The 21,736-nt window shown below is 39.4% G+C and carries 20 protein-coding genes; 17 read left to right on the plus strand and 3 right to left on the minus strand.

Translation table 11 applies throughout. The features are described from left to right. Positions 1–523: 523 nt before the first annotated feature. Positions 524–715, plus strand: a complete 192-nt coding sequence (locus tag ABEQ24_RS16035) for a hypothetical protein (protein WP_430007723.1) — start codon at positions 524–526, stop codon at positions 713–715. A 77-nt stretch (positions 716–792) separates the two neighbouring features. On the opposite strand, the gene ABEQ24_RS16040 is transcribed toward ABEQ24_RS16035, so the two are convergent. Beyond that, entirely contained in the window at positions 793–1,188 is a 396-nt protein-coding gene (locus ABEQ24_RS16040) for an SET domain-containing protein (RefSeq protein ID WP_430007724.1), read from the minus strand. 196 nt (positions 1,189–1,384) lie between these two features. Here ABEQ24_RS16040 and ABEQ24_RS16045 point away from each other — a divergent pair, with 196 nt between their 5' ends. Further along, positions 1,385–1,963 carry a hypothetical protein gene (locus ABEQ24_RS16045; RefSeq protein WP_430007725.1) on the plus strand — a complete coding sequence of 193 codons (579 nt, stop codon included), beginning with the start codon at positions 1,385–1,387 and terminating at the stop codon, positions 1,961–1,963. Positions 1,964–1,982: 19 nt separating this feature from the next. On the opposite strand, the gene ppc is transcribed toward ABEQ24_RS16045, so the two are convergent. Next, on the minus strand, positions 1,983–4,748 hold the full coding sequence (gene ppc, locus ABEQ24_RS16050; RefSeq protein ID WP_430007726.1) for a phosphoenolpyruvate carboxylase: 2,766 nt from the start codon (positions 4,746–4,748) through the stop codon (positions 1,983–1,985). Positions 4,749–4,958: 210 nt separating this feature from the next. Here ppc and ABEQ24_RS16055 point away from each other — a divergent pair, with 210 nt between their 5' ends. The 7 genes from ABEQ24_RS16055 to ABEQ24_RS16085 all read left to right on the plus strand — a co-directional run bounded on the left by ABEQ24_RS16055 (position 4,959) and on the right by ABEQ24_RS16085 (position 11,354). Further along, entirely contained in the window at positions 4,959–5,390 is a 432-nt protein-coding gene (locus ABEQ24_RS16055; RefSeq protein ID WP_430007727.1) for an NUDIX hydrolase, read from the plus strand. 138 nt (positions 5,391–5,528) lie between these two features. Continuing rightward, entirely contained in the window at positions 5,529–6,095 is a 567-nt protein-coding gene (locus tag ABEQ24_RS16060) for a sigma-70 family RNA polymerase sigma factor (protein WP_430007728.1), read from the plus strand. Then, a complete protein-coding gene (locus ABEQ24_RS16065; protein ID WP_430007729.1) occupies positions 6,092–7,177 on the plus strand; it encodes a DUF4179 domain-containing protein in 1,086 nt (361 codons plus the stop codon). The genes ABEQ24_RS16060 and ABEQ24_RS16065 overlap by 4 nt, the downstream gene beginning before the upstream one ends. A gap of 150 nt (positions 7,178–7,327) precedes the next feature. Then, positions 7,328–7,996, plus strand: coding sequence for a hypothetical protein (locus ABEQ24_RS16070; RefSeq protein WP_430007730.1), 669 nt, complete (start codon positions 7,328–7,330; stop codon positions 7,994–7,996). An 8-nt stretch (positions 7,997–8,004) separates the two neighbouring features. Beyond that, positions 8,005–9,261 (plus strand): efflux RND transporter periplasmic adaptor subunit, encoded by a 1,257-nt coding sequence (locus tag ABEQ24_RS16075; protein WP_430007731.1) that lies wholly within the window; start codon positions 8,005–8,007, stop codon positions 9,259–9,261. Positions 9,262–9,423: 162 nt separating this feature from the next. Next, positions 9,424–10,500 (plus strand): glycerophosphodiester phosphodiesterase, encoded by a 1,077-nt coding sequence (locus ABEQ24_RS16080; RefSeq protein WP_430007732.1) that lies wholly within the window; start codon positions 9,424–9,426, stop codon positions 10,498–10,500. 311 nt (positions 10,501–10,811) lie between these two features. After that, positions 10,812–11,354 (plus strand): GNAT family N-acetyltransferase, encoded by a 543-nt coding sequence (locus tag ABEQ24_RS16085; protein ID WP_430007733.1) that lies wholly within the window; start codon positions 10,812–10,814, stop codon positions 11,352–11,354. A 70-nt stretch (positions 11,355–11,424) separates the two neighbouring features. Here the strand turns inward: ABEQ24_RS16085 and ABEQ24_RS16090 are convergent, their stop codons facing one another. Next, complete coding sequence (locus ABEQ24_RS16090) at positions 11,425–13,167, minus strand: ABC transporter ATP-binding protein (protein WP_430007734.1); 1,743 nt, start codon at positions 13,165–13,167, stop codon at positions 11,425–11,427. An 875-nt stretch (positions 13,168–14,042) separates the two neighbouring features. On the opposite strand from ABEQ24_RS16090, the gene ABEQ24_RS16095 reads away from it, so the two are divergent. The 8 genes from ABEQ24_RS16095 (at position 14,043) to ABEQ24_RS16130 (ending at position 21,729) form a co-directional block, all read left to right on the plus strand. After that, the gene (locus ABEQ24_RS16095) at positions 14,043–14,588 is read left to right on the plus strand and encodes a DinB family protein (protein ID WP_430007735.1); all 546 of its coding nucleotides are present in this window, start codon (positions 14,043–14,045) and stop codon (positions 14,586–14,588) included. A 123-nt stretch (positions 14,589–14,711) separates the two neighbouring features. Continuing rightward, complete coding sequence (locus ABEQ24_RS16100; protein ID WP_430007736.1) at positions 14,712–15,065, plus strand: VOC family protein; 354 nt, start codon at positions 14,712–14,714, stop codon at positions 15,063–15,065. Positions 15,066–15,337: 272 nt separating this feature from the next. Further along, complete coding sequence (locus ABEQ24_RS16105; protein WP_430007737.1) at positions 15,338–15,712, plus strand: DUF2089 domain-containing protein; 375 nt, start codon at positions 15,338–15,340, stop codon at positions 15,710–15,712. Continuing rightward, on the plus strand, positions 15,709–16,098 hold the full coding sequence (locus ABEQ24_RS16110) for a hypothetical protein (protein WP_430007738.1): 390 nt from the start codon (positions 15,709–15,711) through the stop codon (positions 16,096–16,098). Before ABEQ24_RS16105 ends, ABEQ24_RS16110 begins: the two co-directional genes overlap by 4 nt. 4 nt (positions 16,099–16,102) lie before the next feature. Beyond that, the gene (locus ABEQ24_RS16115; RefSeq protein WP_430007739.1) at positions 16,103–16,372 is read left to right on the plus strand and encodes a hypothetical protein; all 270 of its coding nucleotides are present in this window, start codon (positions 16,103–16,105) and stop codon (positions 16,370–16,372) included. 1,403 nt (positions 16,373–17,775) lie between these two features. Continuing rightward, positions 17,776–19,398 (plus strand): spore germination protein, encoded by a 1,623-nt coding sequence (locus ABEQ24_RS16120; RefSeq protein WP_430007740.1) that lies wholly within the window; start codon positions 17,776–17,778, stop codon positions 19,396–19,398. Beyond that, positions 19,395–20,606 (plus strand): Ger(x)C family spore germination protein, encoded by a 1,212-nt coding sequence (locus ABEQ24_RS16125; protein ID WP_430007741.1) that lies wholly within the window; start codon positions 19,395–19,397, stop codon positions 20,604–20,606. The genes ABEQ24_RS16120 and ABEQ24_RS16125 overlap by 4 nt, the downstream gene beginning before the upstream one ends. A gap of 22 nt (positions 20,607–20,628) precedes the next feature. Then, positions 20,629–21,729 carry a GerAB/ArcD/ProY family transporter gene (locus ABEQ24_RS16130; RefSeq protein ID WP_430007742.1) on the plus strand — a complete coding sequence of 367 codons (1,101 nt, stop codon included), beginning with the start codon at positions 20,629–20,631 and terminating at the stop codon, positions 21,727–21,729. The last annotated feature ends 7 nt before the right edge of the window (positions 21,730–21,736 follow it).

Consider the following 21,736-nt stretch of genomic DNA (forward strand, 5'->3'; position numbering starts at 1 on the left):
GCGTGAAAGGTGGAATCAAACGGGTGCTATGATTCCACAATGGATGGAATGAGCGTGAAAGGTGGAATCAAAGGGGTGCCATGATTCCACAGTTGATTGAATGAGGCTGAAAAGTGGAATTAAAAGGGTGCAATGATTCCACAATCGATGGAATGAGGAAGCACAGTGGAATCAAAAGGTTCTATGATTCCACAGTTGATTGAATGAGGCTGAAAAGTGGAATCAAAGGTCCTATGATTCCACAATGGATGGAATGAGCGTGAAAGGTGGAATCAAAGGGTTCTATGATTCCACTGTTGATTAAATGAGGCTGAAAAGTGGGATCAAAAGGGTGCAATGATTCCACAATCGATGGAATGAGGAAGCAGTGTGGAATCAAAAGGTGCTAGGTTTCCACAGTTGATTGAATGAGGCTGGAAAGTGGAATCAAACGGTTCTATGATTCCACAATCGATGGAATGAGGAAGCATAGTGGAGTCAAAAGGGTTCTATGATTCAACTGTTGATGGAATGAGGCTGGAAAGTGGAATCAAAAGGATGCAATGATTCCACAATCGATGGAATGAGGAAGCACAGTGGAATCAAAAGGTGCTATGATTCCACAGTGGATGGAATGAGGCTGAAAAGTGGAATCAAACGGTCCTATGATTCCACAATGGATGGAATGAGCGTGAAAGGTGGAATCAAAGGGTTCTATGATTCCACAGTTGATTGAATGAGGCTGAAAAGTGGAATCTAATTATTGAAATACAATCCAACAAAAAAACTGACCCACCACGAGTCAGTTTTCCATTACTTATTTTCTTCTTCATCTTCCCGGTCAAACCAAAGGAGCTCCTGATCTTCTTCGTCGCCGTTGTAGTTGATGAGAATTTCTTCTCCAGCTTTAATGTCTTTATATGCGCTGAAGATGAAGGTATGGTTTTCGAAGCTGATTTCATAAGTTGCATTTGGCGTGTAGGAATGGTTGAAGAGCATGCCGTAGCCGAGCAGAATGGCTGTGTGGTTCTGGCCATATTCAAATGCGTAATCAGCAAGTGTTGTTTTTTCGATATGTTCGTGTTCGGCATTTGGATAAGGAATTACGGGAGCTTCGTGGATAATTTCGCCTTTTGCGATGTCGCGAGTAGCGAACACGCCTCTATTAAATTCCCCGTCGCTGAGGGAAGATGTTTTAATTTCAATCATTTCGTCACCTGTATGTTCTTTCCTGTTAAAGTTTTTTACTTACTTAAGCTTGACAGGTCGCTCTGAGAAAAGCAACTGTTTTCACGGATTGTTCTCATTTTTTAGTTGGAAATCCTTAAGTTAAAAACAATTAAAGTACTGCTGCAAAGCATAGAATGGTACATTAAATGAAAAACAACGAACTTGGGGGATGAAAATGAACAGATTCAAAAGCTTTTCGGAATGGCTTTATTCACGGGCGGGATGGAAGACACTATTAGCTTCAATCGTCCTTTTTTTCCTGTTCATGCTGGTTGTGCTGCCGAACGTCGCTGAAACGTCGAAAGAAATGACTGGCACAATTGAATCCCCGGATGGATCTTATCTGTATTCTTCTGCAGAATTGTATAAAATAGCTGATGAGTATGGGGAGAAGGGCAGAGCGTATTACATTCAGTCAAGATTTACGTTTGATGTAATCTGGCCGCTTGTGTATTTGTCTTTTCTGGCCGCGGCTTTGACTGTGCTATATCGTGTAATGCCATCAGCAAATCCATTCAGGGCAGTTCATCTCATCCCGTTCGGCGGTGCGTTTTTTGACTATCTGGAGAATGCAGCATCTTCCGCTGTGATGGCCAGATACCCGGAGAAAACTCCTGTTATAGCAGAACTGACTCCCATTTTTTCGTTTGTAAAGTGGAGTCTGATCTATGCAAGTTTTGGCTTGCTGTTTCTTGGAATTTTGATAAACATTGTCGTCTATATAAAAAAACACACAAAAAAATCGGACACTTAACATGTCCGATTTTTTTACATCAGCCTGTATTACGAAGCCCTGCAGCAATTCCATTAATCGTCAGAAGCACTTCACTTAAGAGCTCCTCATTAGGGAGGTCATTTCCGGCTTCACGAAGTTTGGAAATCACTTCAACTTGGAAAAAGCTTAATGGATCCACATACGGGTTGCGGAGCCTTACAGATTCCTGGATGTTTGGAATGTGATCCATTAACTCTGTCTGTCCGGTAATATGGAGCAGGATTTCTTTCGTTCTGTTGTATTCTGCCGTGATATCATTAAAGATCCGTTCAGCGGCCTGCTGATCGTCAACCATAGCGAGGTATTCTTTTGCGGCCATTAAATCGGCCTTTAGTAACGCCATTTGCAGGTTGTCGATGGTTGAACGGAAAAACGGCCAGCTTTTGTACATCTGCTGAAGGCGTTCAAGATTTGCTGTATCCTTTGTCCCGCTTTGTAATCCAGTTCCTGCTGCATACCAAGCAGGGAGGAGCTGACGGCTCTGGGTCCATGCGAACACCCAAGGGATGGCGCGCAAATCTTCAAACCGCTCGCTTCCTTTTCGGCTCATCGGACGCGATCCTATATTTAGCGCCCCAAGTTCAGGCAGGGGAGTTGCTTGTTTAAAATAATTCAAGAAGTCCGCATCTTTAAAGACCAGCTCCTGATATTTTTTTAGAGAGACAGCTGATATTTGATCCATCGTATCTTCCCAGTCATTCGTGCGGATATCTGACTGTTCCGCTTCGTTTGAAACATGTGCGGCAGCTGTAAGAAGTGTAGATGCTGCCTGTTCTAAACTGCGGTAAGCAATGTCATATAAACCATAGCGGGAGGAAAGAACCTCGCCCTGCTCGGTAATTTTCACTCCGTCTCCAAGTGTTTCAGCCGGCTGAGAAAGAAGGCTGCGGTTTAGAGGACCGCCGCCGCGTCCAAGTGAACCGCCGCGTCCATGGAAAAATTTCAGGCGAATGCTGTATTGCTTGGCCATATCATGAATTTCCTGCTGAGCTTTGTAGAGCTTCCAGTTCGCTGTAAGCGTACCGCCGTCCTTGCTTCCATCCGAATAGCCAAGCATGATTTCCTGCAGGTTATTTTGCTCCTCCAGATGCTTGCGGTAGAAATTCAATTGGAACAGCTGCTCCATAATTTTTGGGCCTGCAATCAAATCATCGATCGTCTCAAGGAGGGGAGCGACATTCAGCTTGCTTTCAACCCGCCCATCAGGATGCAGACGGTAAAGACCTGCTTCCTTGGCAAGAACCATCACTTCAAGTAAATCACTTGCTGATTGCGTCATGCTAATCAAGTACACTTCAATTGACCGCTCGCCAAATTCGTTGTGTGCATTGCGGATCATTTGGAACACATCTAAAACATTCTGTGTTTCCTTTGAGTAATCTTCTTTAAAGGAAACAAGAGGTCTTGGATCTTGCAGAACATCACCAAGAAGCTTCATTTTTTCTTCCTCTGGCAGGCTGGAATAGTTCTCAGCAAGCTTTACGGAATGGAAAATCTCATTAATTGCAGCCTCATGCTCGCCGCTGTGATTGCGGATATCCAGGGTTGCAAGATGAAAGCCGAACAGGTCAACCTGGCGGATCAGCTTCTGCAGGCTTTTCAGCTCATGGCCTTCAGGATGATGAAGTTTGACGCTTTGCTGAATCAGCTTCAAATCATCTGAAAATTGCTGTGAGGAAGTATAGCCAAACGGACTCTGCGGATCAAGCTTTTTAAGCATAATTGTTAATTTGCAGCGATACACTTCATGCTCAACTTGCCATCTTTCTTTTTTACTTAAAAGAGACACTTCTTCGCGGACTGAATCAAGCAGTTCATCACTGACAGTCACTCTTTTTGTAGACTGGCTCAGACGTTTGCGCAAGTATTTTAGAGACTCTTTATATTTGCGGACAACAAGCGTTCTGTGTTTATTCAGTGTTTTCCAAGTGATATCTGCCGTTACATTTGGATTGCCATCGCGGTCTCCGCCGATCCACGATCCGAAGCGGAGGAAATTCGGTACCTGCCATTTGCTTTCCGGATAGTTAGACTGCAGACAATCTTCTAATTCCTGATGAATTTGAGGGAGCACTTCAAATAGCGTTTCATCAAAATAATACAATCCATTTGCGACTTCATCCATAACGGTAGGCTTACGGTCACGCAGCTCATCTGTCTGCCACAAAATCACGACTTCATTGAACAGACGATCCTCTAATTCGGCACGTTCACGCTTTGTATGAATCGGCTGATCCAGACTATTTAGGAGCGTGGCAATCCGCTTATGGATTTCAAGCACACTTCGTCTTGTCGCTTCAGTTGGATGGGCGGTAATAATCAGCTCAAGTGAAAGCGTTTTGAGAAGATTCTGGATAACATCCGCATCAATGCCATTCTCTTTTAAAGAGGCAACGGCATTTTCTAAAGAACCCGGCTGCTTCACAGATTCTTCCTGAAATTGATAATCGCGTCTGCGTCTGATGCGATGATTTTGCTCTGCAATATTAACTAGATGAAAATATACCGCAAATGCTCTGATAACCTGCTTTCTCAGCGGAGGTTCAAGGGTGTTTATTTCGCTTTTTAACTCGGCATATATAGATTCATCCGCATTGCTGCGAAGCGATTTTGTCATCTCCCTGATTTTCTCAACCTTGTCTAAGAGGGGGTGGCCGCCCTGATGGACTAACACATCTCCAAGCATGTTTCCAAGGAACTTTACATCACGGCGCAGTGCCGCGTTATGATCACGATCTTGTATGGTTTCTGTTTTTACCGTCATTTTACGCACCTCTTTTACTGGAATGGATTCCATCTTTTTAATATGTGTTTTTTGAAAATTAAAATAATGATAAGTTTACCATGAATCGTATAAAAATGCATAGTATTCGCTTTTTTTATTGTTCTAATTTTTAGAATGTTCATGTTAAAATTGTGTCATACTGCCCACATTTATATGGACGGGATTACTGGTTTAAGGTGATGAAACGTAATGAAAAGAGTAAATGTAGTTTACGTTCTTTTATATGATGATACAACTAATAAGATTTTAATGGTTAAAAATATAGGCAAACGTTCTTCCTCTTATTATACATTGCCGGGCGGCGCAGTGGAGGATGGTAAAACACTTGATCACGCTGCCATTCGAGAGGTTAAAGAAGAAACGGGGTTAGAGGTTTCTGTTCAAGGATTGATTCATATCAGTGAAGCCTTCCTTGAAGAAAGGGGACATCATGCTATTTTCTTTACTTTTCGCGGCAGTATAACCGGCGGAAAACAGGAAATCGTCATGCCCGGAGAAATAGAAGAAATCACTTGGATGGATGCTGAACAGGCGTCAAAATATTTACATTTCGCAGCAGAACAGGGTGTACTCACAAATCAGAGTCCTGCCATACCATATACGTTCATAAGAAATCTGTAGAGGAAGCCTCATTTCAAAGATGAGCCTTCCTTTCTTTTATGCAGCTTTTACATTTTTTTAAAAATGTGAGAAAAAAAGAAAGATAGCTTCGTTGTATAGAGTGTAAAAGCTTTTACAAAAAGTTAGGAGTTAAACGAAATGAAATCTACCGATCAAAATTTCATTAAAAGGCTGCAACGAAAAAAAGAAGATGCGCTGGAATACGTGGTGGACGAGTATTTGCCGCTGGTAAAAGGAATTACTTATAAAGTTCTTTCACCATTAGAAAACCAAGGTTTAATGGAAGAATGCATGAATGATGTTTTTTTGGCAATTTGGGATCACGCGAATCAGTTCGAGGGGGATCAGACTGATTTCCGTAAGTGGCTGTGCGCGGTGGCGAAATTTAAAGCAATTGATGTGTATCGGAAAGCGGTTAAACGCAATGAAACGGCTGCATATAACCTGGCAGAATGCAGCGGGAAATCAGCTGAAGATGAATGGCTTGCTTCAGAAAATAAAAATGAACTGCTGAACTTGATGAGTGATTTTGAAGCGCTGGACCGTGACATTTTTGTTATGAAATTTTTCCTGGATATGAAGAATGAAGAAATTGCAGGGAATTTGGGGCTTACGAAAGCAGCAGTTGATAACCGGATATACCGCGGCAAGAAAAAATTGCAGCAGAGCCGAATGAAATTGAATATGGGAGGCAGTTTTGCATGAAGGATTTGTACAGCCATTTTAATTCACTCGATCTGGTGGAAGAAGAAATGGAAGTGAGCGAGATTGAAAAAGTAAGGGTAAAAGAAAGACTTAAGAATTCGCTCAAAAAGAGAAAACCGATGCGCTGGTATAAACATACTGCAGCAGCGGTACTAATTGGAGCTGCAACTGTTGTACTGGGGTTTTCTTTTCCAACTGCTGCAAGTCAAATACCGCTGGTAGGCGACATATTCCAGTACTTGGACAAGAATCAGAGCGGCTTCTATAATCAATACAAAGAATATTCCACAGAATTAAATCTATTTGAAGAAAGCAGCGGCATCAAAGTCATGATCAATGATGCTGTCTTTGACGGCGAAACCGTATCCGTCACATTCTCTGTTGAAAGTGAAAAAGATCTGGGAGATGATCCGATTATTTTCAACCATCTCGATATTAAAGGTAGCACAGCGATGTCAGGCAGCTCTGAAATCAGAAAAACCGGCGATGGCCAGTATGTTGGACTCATGACAGCCAGCGCACTTGAAGGTATAAACGAAGACTCCGTTATGGTGAAGTGGGATATAGACAGCATAACCGTTTTACATGGAGAAAAAGAAGAAGAAATCGAAGGAGACTGGAAGTTCGGATTTTCTCTTAAAGCAACAGAAAATAAGTCCCGCCTTGTGAATCAATCAACTAGTGACAAAGGCATTCAAGTAAAGATAGACAGAGTAGCCTATACTCCTTTATCTTTTATTGTTTATTATGAACAAAGTGCTACAAAGAGTGTTCAGGAAAAGTGGGAAGATGCTTACGTTGATTTGGAAGTAAAAGATGATTTTGGGAACGTTTATACAGGTATAGGCAACGGCGGTTCCGGTTCAGATCAATATCATATGAATTGGAGCAAGACATTTGAAAAGCTTGATCCGAGAGCTTCAAAATTGATTGTAACCCCAAAAGTCATGCTCTCCAGTTCAGACAACATGTCAGGAATAGAATACACAAAGGAAGGTTCTAAGGAAATTGTGCTGCCAGAAAAGTCAGGTAAGGGAAGAGAAGAGTTTGAGCTTGATGATGTTGTCATTCAAGTTCGATAATCAGCTGAATGTTCAATTGAAAATATGCATAAAAAAGGCCCCGTGTTAAGGGGTCTTATTTATATTAATTTGTAAAAATGCCTGTTTTACATACGGGAAATATGTTATAAATTTCTAGTAACGTTTTTTATTTTTGACAGGAGGACGATCATGCACCAGGTTCGAATACTTGAAGGCTTGCTGAACCCTTTTACCTATTTTGAAAAGCTTCATGAATCAGAAAAAGTAAAAGGTCTTTCGCTTAGAATAGCTGCACTTATAGGATTAAGTCTGCTGCTTGCTGCAGGCAGCGCTTATTTAGGCATACATACGGAAGAAATCATGAAAATGATGGATACAGCCGGCAGAGAAAAGCTGGAATCGGCTAAACTTCTTTTCGGGATTGGCGGGCTTATATCCGGGTTAATGTCTCCATTATTTACGATTCTATTTTTCACATTCGTTTTTAGAGTGTTTTTTTATGAGATAGGGTGGAGCAAGCTTTTTACGGTAGGGCTGTTTCCTGCCATTCTACTATTTTTCCAAAAAGCGCTGAACTTCCCGCTCTTTTATTTTCTGGGCATCAGTTCTGAATCCTCGCCTTTCGGTTTTGGAGTTCTGATTCAGTTAATGACAGGCCAGGCTTTTCTTGTGAATACACTAAGTCAAGTTACGATTTTTATAATATGGAGTGCATGGATCCAAATGGCAGCTTTGAAAAAGATGTCGGATAAAACGATGAAATCGATCATCAGCATTGTGATATTTGCTCATTTCATCTTTATTTTGGTCACTGCTGCATTCGTTTTATTGACGCAAAACTTGGGAATTTTGCTGTAGGGGGACATATGAAAAAGCAAACGCTGATCGGAATTATTACTGCTATTAGTCTAGTATTCGTCATCATTAATTTAAGTATCATATTGAGCTCAGATCGCATAGAGCGTTCTAAAGCGCTGCATTCCTACTCCAATGTTAAAAACGGGGATTTAAAGAAACTGCTTTCTACTAAAGGAGTCGTGATCCCATCTTCAACTTACTCCATTCAATATAATCAATCGTTAGGTCCGATTAATGAAGTCTTGGTTTCTGAGGGAGATGCAGTTTTGGCAGACGATATCCTCTTTGATTATCAAACCGGACACATCGATGCTGAAATTGAGGAACTAGAACAGCAGATCACCAGATTGACTGCGCGTATAAGTTCTGCTGAATCTGAATTGTCCTCGCTTGAGCAGCCGCTGAGCGATGCAGAATTTGACTCTACAGCTGATTCATTTGATAACGACCCAACTGATGCAGAAGCGGCTGCTCAAAACGATAACAGCGAAGAAATAATAAGCAATCAAATTGGCGACAAACAGGATCAAATTGAGGATCTCAACTTGCAGGAGGACGGACTGAATCAGAAAATCGCAAAGCTGCAGGGAGAGAAAGCGAAATATACGGTTACCAGCAAGATGGATGGAACGGTCACTGAAATCAATCCATATGCACAAACTGAAAATGACTCAGTAGTCTCCATTCATTCGAATCAGCCTTTCCTGATTGAAGGAAAGCTTTCAGAAAAACAAGCGGTTAAAGTAAAAGAAGGTCAAAAAATAGTAGCAGCTGCAGAAGTATTACCTGAAACGAAAAAAGAAGGCTCGGTAAAAGAACTGATAATGGAGCCAATCGGTGTTCCATCAGTTGATGAGAAAGAGAGTTTCTATCCATTTAAAGCTGAATTGATTGAAGCTGCAGAGACATGGCATCATGGATACCATGTCAATTTAGATATCGTCCTTGATGAGCGGAATGGAGTTGTCGTCCTACCAGATTCTGCTATTCAAAAAAAAGCAGGTAAACACTATGTTTACGTGATTAAGAATGGAAGACTGGAAAAACGCACTATAAATCTCGGATTGGAAGTTAACACCCGCAACGAGGTTCTGCAAGGATTAGCACAGGGCGAGAGAATCGTCAGTTTTCCATCTGGTGATTTAAAAGATAAGATGGAGATATTCATGCCAATTCATCATCAGTATGTTGAAGAGAAAACGCTGAAAACATTTTCTGGTGAACAGATCATCCGGCTGATTTTAAGAGGGATCGTTCATAAATAAGAAAAATAAGAGACGGAATTGGCATTGAGGGCAAAATGTTCATTCCGTCTCTTTTCTTATGGCAAATCTTCATAATTTCTTATTATTCCGTTTAACTTGAATTAACAAACTTTCTTTATCCTTTTTTTGTAGAAGCAGAAAAAGGACAAAGAAGATGGGCAGATGAAAAGGAAGAAAATGTTATGTGCAGCAATGGCAGCCTTAATGATGGGAAGTGCCGTTTCAGCTGGAAATGGACAAATCGTTTCAGCGGCTGGGCATGTCAAAGGATCAAATGAATTTGATCTTCAGGCACACCGCGGCGGAATGGGACTTACTGTGGAATCTACGATTGCATCATTCTCTAAAGCTCTTGAACTTGGAGTGAGCACTCTTGAGCTGGATGTGCAGATTACGGAAGATCATCAGGCTGTTGTGACACATGACCGCCAGATTTCTTTGGGGAACTGTCAGGATACCGCTCCTGCATTCGCTGATGATCCTGAGTATCCATACGTTGGGAAATACATAAAAAACCTTTCGCTTGAGCAAATCCGCACACTTGACTGCGGTTCAAAAACGAAGCCCCAGTATCCGGGACAAGAGACCAGTCCAGGTGCTAAGATGCCGCTGCTTACCGAAGTTTTCGATTTGGTTAAACGCTATAATGCTAAGAAAGTTCAAATGAATATTGAAACAAAGGTAGAAGCGGGTGCCCCTCATGAAACCGCTTCTCGTGAGGAATTTGTCCAAATAGTTGCAAAAGAGGTCCGCGAGGCAGGGATGCTCGATCGAGTTACGATTCAAAGCTTTGATTGGGGTTCACTGATGCGCATGCGTGAAATTGAACCAAGTCTTCCACTCGTAGCGCTAACGAATGGTCCGCAATTTTTGCAGCCAGGCCAGCCTGGAGCATCCCCATGGCTTGGAGGAATTGACATTGATGATTTTGACGGGGACTTAGTGGCAGCAGCCAAGTCATTTGGTGCAGACGCGATCTCGCCAGTACACGGATTTCCTCAGAACGGCAAAATCACCGATGAAAACTACGAACCGTATGTAACAAAACAAATGGTTGATGATGCACACGCAGCAGGAATGAAAGTGATTCCCTGGACAGTGGATGACATCCCGACTATGAACAAGCTGGCAGAAGATGGTGTTGACGGAATGATCACTGATTATCCCGACCGTTTGAGGGAAGTCATGGCACAGCAAGGGTTTAAGATGCCTAAAGGATATAAAGCACCAAAAAAATAACTGGAATTTGCAATCCCAATAAGAGGGGTTGCTTTTTTTTGCTGGATTCGCTTAAAAGATCAGAAAATATCAGCTTTTTTTATAGACTGTATGGTATGGTTGAGAAGGAAATAAAAGGATTTTCTAGTATATTAGTAATGTAAAAAACTAGTGTTAGGAGATTTTGCGCATGAACACGATTAAGAGGATCTTAAAGTACTTAAAGGGATCAGGAAAAGGGCGATAAAGGTTTTCAAAGCAACCGATGAAAAATAATTGTTTTTAGAAAATTTCTCAAAACAAATTTAACATCATGAAGTGAGGTCTGAAAAATGAATAATTGCTGGGAAGGGAAATTAGTTCGGCTGAGGCCCGTGCAGCTGTCTGATTGGGAGAAATTTCATCATGATGGACTAGATTCAGAAACAGCAAGGTTAAATGATGCAATATATGGGCCGAGATCAAAAGAGGGAACTAGAAAATGGACAGAGGAAGAGACAAGTAAAGGCTGGGATGGACATCGTGTCAGGCTTGCTATTGAAAACTTCGATGGGGATTTAGTCGGCTGTTTAAATACTGACAAATGCGACCCGCGAAATGGGACGTTTAGTTATGGTATCAGTCTTTTCCGTGAGCATTGGAAAAAAGGATACGCAAGCGATGCCATAAAGGTTTTATTGCGCTATTTTTTTAATGAACTCCGTTATGAAAAAGTAAATGCCTATGTTTACAGCTTTAATGAAGCATCAATTCGGCTTCATAACCGTCTTGGATTTATGGAGGAAGGGCGTTTGCGTCATATGGTTTATACAAACGGAAAGCACTGGGATATGATGGTTTTTGGTTTGACAAAACAAGAATTTATTTCTTTGTAAAATAAAAGCACTTTTATCTGATTTTAAGCTGAACGGCTGCCTTCCATCAAGGAGGGCAGCCGTTCGTTGTCTAAATAGATAGATCAAATTGTTTTGCATAAAGGTGTGAATAAGCTCCGTTAAGTGCCAGCAATGATTCATGAGTCCCTTGTTCTGCGATGCCATTTTCATTTAAGACAACAATTCGATTCGCATGGCGGATCGTTGAAAGACGATGGGCAATCACAATCGTTGTACGTCCTTTTGCTAACCGCTCAAGTGACCCCTTTATGATGCTTTCACTTTCGTTATCAAGCGCACTAGTAGCTTCATCTAAAATGAGAATAGGAGGATTTTTCAGAAATACACGAGCGATGCTCAGCCGCTGCTTTTGGCCTCCTGACAGTTTGACACCCCGTTGTCCGATTTCGGAGCGGTAGCCATTTGGCAATGCCGTGATAAAGCCATGTGCATTGGCAAGCTTTGCTGCTTCTATAATTTCATTGTCACTCGCTTCCGGATCTCCATAGCGAATGTTATCCATCACTGTTCCTGAAAAAAGGTAAACATCCTGCTGTACAATCCCAATGTTCTTTCTTAATGACTGCAGATCAAGATCGCGGACATCGACTCCATCTATAAAAATGCTCCCGCCTGTTACATCATAAAAGCGGGGGATGAGTGAGCAGAAAGTCGTTTTCCCGGCGCCAGACGGACCAACTAGCGCAATGTATTCTCCAGGAATTATTTGAAGAGACAGGTTTTCTATGACATTGTTCAAATTTTCCTCGTAACTAAACGAAACTTGATTGAATGTAATTTCACCAGAAACGTCTGACAAGGTCACAGGATCCGGTTTGTTTTCAATGTCAGGCTTCAGATTCATGATTTCCATAAAGCGCTGAAAGCCAGTGATTCCTTCCTGAAGCTGAGTGCTCATATGAGTCAATCGCTGAATTGGCTCAATCATAAAGCTGATATACAGTAAAAAAGTAATTAAATCTGCTAAATCTAATGTTTTGTTCACGATACTGGCACTGCCGAAAATAATGACTGTGATAGTAATCAGCTGGATAATGGTTTCAAAACTATTGTATAACAGTGCCTCAGCTTTATAAGTATTCTTTCGGCTGTTAAGAAATCGATTATTTTCCCGGTCAAACTTTTCAATCTCTATTTGCTCATTGGCAAAAGATTTAACAGTACGAATTCCAGATAAACTATCTTCTGTCTGTGCGTTTACGTCTGCGATTCTTTCTTTATTGTCGCGTAAAGCCTTGTTCAGCATTTTATTAAAATACAAAGCAAATACACCTAAAAATGGAAGAAAGCAGAAGACAGCAATCGTCAATGGCGCGTTAATAAAAAACAAAATGACAAATGCTCCGATAAAACGGACAACGTATTTGACGTAGTCCTCAGGTCCATGATGGTAAAGCTCGGAAAGGAGCAGCAGGTCATTCGTTATTCGGGACATCAGCTGTCCTGTCTTTTCTTTATCATAAAAGCTAAACGAAAGCTTCTGCATGTGGGCAAACAGCTCACTGCGCATATCACTCTCCATCCGCGCACCTATTTCATGACCTTTAAAGTCTACAAAATAGTTTCCGAGATTCTGAATGGCGGTTAACAAAAGCATGAGCCCGCCGATCCAATACACTTTATTCAGTGCAATCGACAAGTTGCCTTCTAGAACATCCTTCGTAATATACCTGACAAGCAGCGGAAACACCAAAGTCACAGCTGATACAATAAAAGCGCACGCCAATACTGAAAGAAACAGTCTTAAATAAGGTTTATAATAAGAGAAAAATTTTTTGACTGGAAAACGCATGATTTACCCCTTTTTGTGTTATTTAATTACACATATAAGGGGAGGGAACACCGTTTACATTAAGAAAGTGTTTCACCCTCATATGCTGGTGCTGTTTGATTTGTCATGTTTTTCATTTAAATGGCCTCCTTGTATGTTAGTACTATTATTGTAAGCGATTTTATAAAGAAATGAACGTAAAAATTATTTTATTGGTTCATAAGTCAAGACTTTAGGCCATTCACCCATTCCGTTTTTATAGAATACATTGCAGCATGTGAATACTTTATAAATTCTAAGGAAGCAGGTTGAATGTATTTTCATTACCCACCAAATCCGTACAATGAACTTGACTTCTTCTGGAGAGTAGGGGGACTTGGTTGATTCCACTTTTCAGTTCAAAAACCTATATTGTGGAATCATAACATGCGGTTGATTCCACTCTTCCGTGCAAAAACTTAAATGGCGGAATCATATCGTGTGGTTAATTCCACTCTTCCGTGCAAAAACTTAAAAGGTGGAATCATAACATGCGGCTGATTCCACTCTTCCGTGCAAAAACCTAAATTGTGGAGTCATAACATGCGGTTGATTCCACTTTTCAGTTCAACAACCTAAAATGTGGAATAATAGCGTGCATTTGATTCTACTTTTCTGCACAATAACCCTATTTATAGGGTATACAAAAACAAATATCTATACGAAAACAGTCTTCTTTTAAAACCACCATTTGGGGACTTGATGGTGGTTTTTGTGTTTTATTTACATAATATAATTGCAGATTTATATGATTACTATAATAATAGAAGGATTATTGATCGGTAAAAGAGAAATGTTCATATTTAAACCTGCAAAAACGACAATTTTTTGAATCAGATTTTATCGGAAGTGTTCTGATGAAAATAGCAAATAAGATCGAAAATGCAAAAGAGGTGTTGATGTTGAATGGCAATCAAACAATTAAAATCTACAAAGACCACCTGCGGGATTTTTCGGAGGCTCAATTAAGACATATTTCTGCAGAAGGGACTTGGTCTATCGGACAAATGTATCTTCACTTGATTGAGGTTGCGTTTGAGTATCTTGATAATATTGAAGCTTGTGCAGCAGCAAATGAAGAGCAAAAACTTGGGAAGACCGAAGCCGGTGAGAATTTATACAGACGAGGCGGTTTTCCAGCCATTAAAATCAAATTGTCCGATGATCCCGGAAACACACCAAGCAATAGCAAAAGGAAAGAGGAGCTTATGCAGGGGCTCATTCAAGTAGAAGAGAAAATGGAAGAGTGGGAAGGGAAGGCAGATGCGATAAACCCAAATTTCAAAGTAAAACATGGGGGATTCGGGTGGCTCAATGCAAGGGAATGGTTTGATCTAGTCGACATGCATTTTCGTCATCATTTAAGACAGAAGAAAGAATTGGAAGAAAAGCTTGAGAACTGAATGGACTAGAAAAATGGTCTATTAACAGCCTGGAATATTTACATGAAATTACTGGACAGTCACCATTCTTAATCTTATTTCAAATATGAATGTAATACATAAATAATCCTGGAGGTGTTTTTTTTGAACAGACCTATATTAAATCAAATCGGAACAGTCTTTATTCCAGTCAGCAATATCGTGCAATCACGGGATTGGTATTGTGATATTTTAGGTGCAGAAGCTGATGGAGAAATACAGTTTGGGCATATTTATGTTTTACCCATGAAAGGTACAGGTATTGTTTTAGACAGCAAGATTTATACAAAACAGAATATAATCAAAACTCCCTTATTCCACTTCAATACAGAAAATATTGAGGAAGCTTATACCTATATGAAGAAAAAGAAAGTTGATGTGATAACGGAAATTGAACATCATCATTATTTTAATTTCAGAGATCCAGATGGAAATCATTTGATGATATGTAAGTGTTAAATGATATTAAAAATCGGCCCTTTAAACTGAAGAACCAGCTTTTCGAAGAACTCTTTTAAGTGTCAAATAGGCTCTTATCCCTTTCTCTACAATCAGACAGACTCTCCAATGAGTCTTTTTTTTTTACTTAATTGAACAATAAATTAATTTATTTAATTTGAAAGTTAATTTATTGAATTAAAATATAAATTTTACTAAATAATTTTAAGTGTTTATTTGAAAAATGAAAGATGTGGTGTAAGATGTGGTTAAACGAAAGAAAGGAGAACAGTATGTCGTATCCTTTACTCACTAATTGTCCTGTTTGCAGGAAGGCGCTTAAAATTACTAAGCTGCAGTGTAACCATTGTCAGACAACGGTAGAAAATGAATTTGAAGTTTCAAGGCTGGCGGCTCTCGGTCAGGAACAGCTGCATTTTATTGAGATTTTTCTTAAATGCCGTGGAAATATTAAAGAGGTCGAGAAGGAGCTCGGAATTTCTTATCCGACTGTCAGAGGAAAATTAGATGAAATTATCTCTGCTTTGGGGTATTCCTCTCATAAGAAACAGGAAGTTGATAAGAAAAAAATTGTATCGTTATTGGAAAAAGGCGAAATTACGGCAGATAAAGCCATTCAGTTATTAAAAGAGGGGGAAGAATCATGAAGGACGAAATTTCTAGAGTCTTAACGCTGATGGAGGAAGGTAAGATTGATAAGGAAAAAGCAAGTGAATTAATTACTATTTTAAAAGGTAAAGACCAGCCGGAACTAGTGACAATAAAAAAAGAAGTCCCGTATGGAAATAAAATGTTAAAGGTTCGTGTGACCTCAGATGAAGGTGACAATGTAAATGTGAATTTACCAATTAATCTTGTAAAGGCTGTTTTAAAAGTAGGTACAAATATTGCTGAAAAAATACCTGAAGCAGAAAAATATGTAAAAGATATTAACGTGGACCTGCTCATCGAAGCAATTGAAAACGAATTGGACGGAAAGATTGTTGACATCACATCGGCTAACGGTGATAAAGTTCTTGTGGTCATTGAGTAGTTTTATGTTAAAAGTCAAGGTGAAAGTAAAGGATAAACGATTCTCCATCCCCGTTCCTTATGCGATTTTAAATTTGGTTAGTTTGATTATTACATCAAAAAGGATTATTCGCCTAATAAATAAAGCAATTGAAAAGGATGGCAGCAAATTCATCTTCCCGGAAATTGAAAGAAAAGATTTGAAGCCTCTGCTGCAGGGATTTTCAAAGCACAGTGGAGTTATCCTTTTTGAAACGAAATTGAAGGATGGAACAGAAGTAGAAGTAAAGCTTTAACTAAAACTTCTACATCGCATTTTTTAATGGAATCAGCTTCGTCTTTTTGTGCCTAATCTATAGAAATAGCATTCAGCTAATATTAGAAACTAACAGTGTTTTTCTGATTTTCTGATCAGCACCAATGCTGACTATAGCACCCATTTTCCACTAAAAGTCGTTTTTCTTCGATAAACAAGATAGATGATATTCATCAAGTGGAGGCGTTAGTCCAAGAAGGGAGTGACGCTCTTTTTATTGAATTCTATTTTATCCTCTTAATAATGGATGTAATTTGTTGAGGTGATATAAGTGGTGAAGTTGCGAAAAAATGTCTCCCGCAGAAAGTGAATATGAAGGAGACGTTAGTATGACAATCACACAACTAGAAGTTCAAGCGGTCAAAGGATTGGATGATGATGTAAAATGGTCAGACTATATTGATAGTTAGTTTTATTTGATTTACTATTTACAGAATTAACTTTATAGTTTTTTAAGAATCAAACGGCTACATCTCCATCCTGCAAAAAAAACTGCCTTTCCTGCAGGAGAAGAGGATCGAGAGTCGCCCGGTCAAGGGGCACAAAAGTTTTTAAAGACGCGCCTGCAGCTTTATAAAGTTTTGGTGTTAAAGCGCAATTGACCAATTCTCTGAGACTTTTCGATATCCTTGCAAAAGTGGAAAAATTCTCTGCAATTTTTCAGATACTAATCTAATATAGATGTAAAATAATGGAGGAGTAAAAGGCTGGTTTTCCAAAAATGTCTGTAACTGTCTATCCGCTTAACATCGGAAGCACAAGAAGCATATGATCAAACCACAAATATTCTTTTAGAAACAGGGGTCCTTCCGCCACATGAAGTAGATCGAAATCAATTGACAAAAAGATGAGAATGATAATGGGCAAACAGATGCCTATTTTGATTTTATATGAAAGAGACAGAGGCATCCTGCGGGGATGTTTTTTTGTCATTCTATTTAAGCGGTTAACGATTTTACTTATATTTGCTTTTGAACATCCCATGGTGAAATTCAGGATTGTGGTTTCTGGCTGGCAAAATTCGTTTTATTCTTTCTTTTTTTGTAATAGACGAAAAAGCCATCCAGAACAAATAAAAACAGAAAAAAAATGAAAACAGCTAATTCTGGAGTTTCCATGACAAGAAAGGGATTGACAGCATTAAGCAGTGATGTCTTTAATTCAAAACCTTGAAGCATGTCTATCCCAAATGAAATCCCGGTTAACATTATGAACATAATTAGTGGAACACCAAACATTTTCATTATTTATCACTCTCCACTGCCTATTTTTTTTAATCAAATTCCCATAACATTAGGAAAAAAATACTAAATACTGCATAACATATACGTTCGTTGAAAATCATAAAGGAAGAAAAGAAAGAAAAGAAAGGTCTTATATAATATGCCCTCATTTTTTAAAAAAACGAAACCTAAAAAAATGAATGAAAAGCTAATTAATTCTAATAAAGATCAAGAGCTTCCAGAGTTCCTGGATATGGATCTGGAAAAAAATATTACAGCAATTAAACAAAAAACAGGAAACAGCTCAGATGTTGTTATCAGGATGGTGAAAATCAGCCAGGATCCTGAAATTAGAGCTGCAATTGTTTATATTGAGGGTATTGTAGATAACAAATCCATTAACGATTTTTTAATGGATTCAATTATGAATCATATAGATTTAAAAGAACGAATCGATTACTATGAAAAAATCGCAGACATCATGGCGGATAAGATCATTCCTATAGGCAATGTAAAACAGCTTAGGAAGTGGGATGAACTGTTATTATCCCTAATGTCTGGCGATACCATTATTTTAATAAACGGTACGAATACAGGATTAAGTGCAAGTACAAAAGGCGGGGAAAGACGCTCAATCCTGGAGCCTGGAACACAGATTGCGGTGCGTGGTTCCAGAGAAAGTTTTACTGAATCAATCGGTACAAATACAGCGATGGTAAGAAGAATTATTAAAAATCCAAACTTATGGGTAGAACCTATGAAAATGGGTACCGTTACAAACACTGATGTTGTAATGATGTATATCAATGGTATTGCTAAGGAAGAGATTATTGATGAAGTTCGAAAACGGCTGGAAAAGATAAACATCGACAGCATTCTGGAGTCTGGCTATATTGAACAGCTGATTGAAGATCAGACATTTACTACGTTTCCGACACTCTACCATTCTGAAAGACCAGATATGGTAGCAGGAAATCTCCTGGAAGGAAGAGTCGCGATATTTGTAGATGGCACGCCATTCGTACTGTTAGCACCAGCATTATTTATTCAGTTTTTTCAGTCAGCAGAAGATTATTATGTTCGGTTTGATATTGCATCTGCTTTACGGCTCTTGCGTATATTGATTTTTTTTATATCTTTGATAGCTCCTGCTGCCTACGTTGGGGCTACCACATTTCATCAAGAAATGATTCCTACACCTCTCTTAATCGCAGTTGCCGCTCAGCGTGAAGCCGTACCTTTCCCGTCTCTTGTTGAAGCAATCATCATGGAAGTGACATTTGAAATCTTACGGGAAGCCGGCATACGAATGCCAAAAGCAATTGGATCGGCAATCTCAATAGTCGGAGCCCTTGTCATTGGGCAGGCAGCTGTACAGGCAGGTATCGTATCACCAGCCATGGTAATTATAGTAGCCATCACTGCGATAGCAAGTTTTGCTACACCTTCATACGCAATAGCCATTTCTGCTCGATTGATACGTTTTATCATTATGCTGAGTGCTGCTACTTTCGGTTTTTATGGAATTATCCTGTCATTTATCATGTTGATTGTTCATCTATGCGGTTTACGGTCTTTTGGTGTGCCTTACATGGCACCGTTTGCACCCTTTATTCCGACGAATACAGGTGATACCATTGTCCGTTTGCCATGGTGGTTTTTAAAAGACAGACCAAAATTAATCTCTAAAGATATTGACAGAATTGGGAAAGTCCAGAAGCCGGCCCCCCCTAAAAAACGAGGAATGGTGAATATTAAGTTCAAAGAAGGACGATCCGAATGAATCTAAAAGCAATATTTCTTCTCTTGATCATAATACCGATTCTCTCAGGATGCTGGAGCACAAAAGAATTAAATGATTTGGCATTAATTTCAGCTCTGGGTATTGATAAAAATGATGAAGATGAGTATGTCGGCACATTCCAGATTATTAATCCAGCAAATGTGACAGGAGGTGTTCAAGGCGGAGGAGGCGGACAGGGGCCTTCCGTTTCAGTCTTTACCGCTACAGGAGATAATTTAGTTGAAATGAGCAGACGTGCATCAACCAAAATTTCGCGAAGACTATATTATTCACATACGAACTTGTTGGTCTTTAATGAGGAACTTGCAAAAGAAGAAGGGATAAATAAATTGTTTGACGCTTTTATAAGGGACCCTGAATTTAGATCTACCGCGACTGTTGTCATTGCCCATGATACTGATGCTTCTGATATTGTAAAGACATTAACAGCCGTGGATAAAATTCCGGCAAATAAAGTAATTAAAACCTTAAAATTTACTGAAAGCCGGTGGGGTGAGCATTTGAATGTCAATATTCAAGATGCTTTAAAAAAACTTCTATCTTCAGGAAATGAACCTGTGATTAGCGGTTTTCGCCTAGTGGGCAATAAAGAACAAGGAAGAAAGATGGAAAATATTCAACAAACTGCTCTGGATGCAATTCTTCAAGCCGATGGCCTAGCAATATTTAAGGAGGGCAAGCTGGTTAATTGGTATCAAGGGAAACCTGCAAGAGGAATTTTATGGATACATGATAAAATCAAAGCGACAGATATAAATGTCAGTTGGAAGAAACAAAAAAATGCAATCGCATATCAGGTAGTCCGTCAAAAAACCGAAATTTCTGCTGTCTTTAAAAATAACCGGCCGCAAATTTCCATTAAAGTGCGGGCAGAAGGAGATATCGGAGAGGCATCTGAACCTGTCAATCTTAATGATCCTGCTGTTTTATTCAAAATAGAAAAAGTGATAGAAAAAGAAATTATGAAAGAAATCAAAGAGGCTGTCCAATTAGCAAAAGAAGACCAAACAGATATCTTTGGATTCGGTGAAGCAGTATACCGCTCAAATCCGGCAGAATGGAAAAAGTTGAAAAATGATTGGAACGATGTACACTTTACAGAAATAAAGGTAGATGTACAAGTTGATGCTTTTATTCGAAGAACAGGCATGATAAAAAAGCCCCACATATCTGAAATGGATAAATAATCAAAAGGGAAGTGACAATCCGGTGGAGAAAGCGAAAATTAGCTCTTATCAGCTGTTTGTCCTTGTCTTGCTGTTCGAACTGGGTAGTGTTCTATTGTTTCCGCTTGCAACTGATGCCAAACAGGATGCCTGGTTAGCCGTTTTGATTGGAATGGCGGGAGGTATAGCTCTATTTTTAGTCTATCACGGTCTATTTCATTTTTATCCTGATGTCCTTCCAACAGAATATGTTCAAAAAATACTTGGAAAAGTTCTCGGCCGGACCCTGGCCTTCCTGTATATTTTATATTTTGCTTATCTCGCTGCAAGGGTATTGCGGGACTTTGGAGAGTTATTATTAACGTTTGCTTATCCAGAAACACCCTTATTCATCATTAACGCATTATTGACTCTGGTTGTTGTCTATACTGTTCGAAAAGGAATTGAGGTATTGGCAAGAACAGGGGAATTGCTGTTTGTTTTAATGTACTTGCTCGCAATTTCAGGTTTTATCCTTGTTTTAGCCTCAGGGTTAATCGAGATAAATAACTTAAAGCCAGTACTTGCAGAGGGTATTTTTCCGGTTATAAAAGCCGCGTATACCCAAACCATATATGTGCCTTTTGGAGAAGTGATCGTATTTAGCATGATTTTGCCTTATTTAAATAAATCGAAAATGGCGAGAATTACCGTTATATCAGCTATGGGATTAAGTGGGATAAACTTAGCCATTGTAATGGCATTTAATATTAGTGTTCTTGGTGTAGACTATACGTCGATTTCCACATTCCCTCTTCTTACTACGATTCAAACGATTCAGGTAGCAGATTTTTTGGAACGGCTTGATGTTTATTTTATGGTTGCCCTCATTATCGGAGGTTTTATTAAAATCAGCGTCTTCTGTTATGCAGCTGTTACAGGAACTTCAAACTTGTTTAACATCAGGGAACCTTCCCGCATGGTTTATCCAATAGGTCTCGTCATTTTGATTATGTCAATCACAATGGCAAGCAATTTTTCCGGCCACCTGCAAGAAGGTTTCAAGATTGTTACACTATATTTGCATATTCCTTTTCAGGTGATCATTCCAGTATTCCTTCTAGGCATTGCCTTAATTAAAAACAAACTTAAAAACAGAAAGTAACGGTTAA

It is taken from the genome of Metabacillus idriensis (genome assembly GCF_050483325.1).
Lineage (GTDB): Bacteria > Bacillota > Bacilli > Bacillales > Bacillaceae > Bacillus_P > Bacillus_P idriensis_A.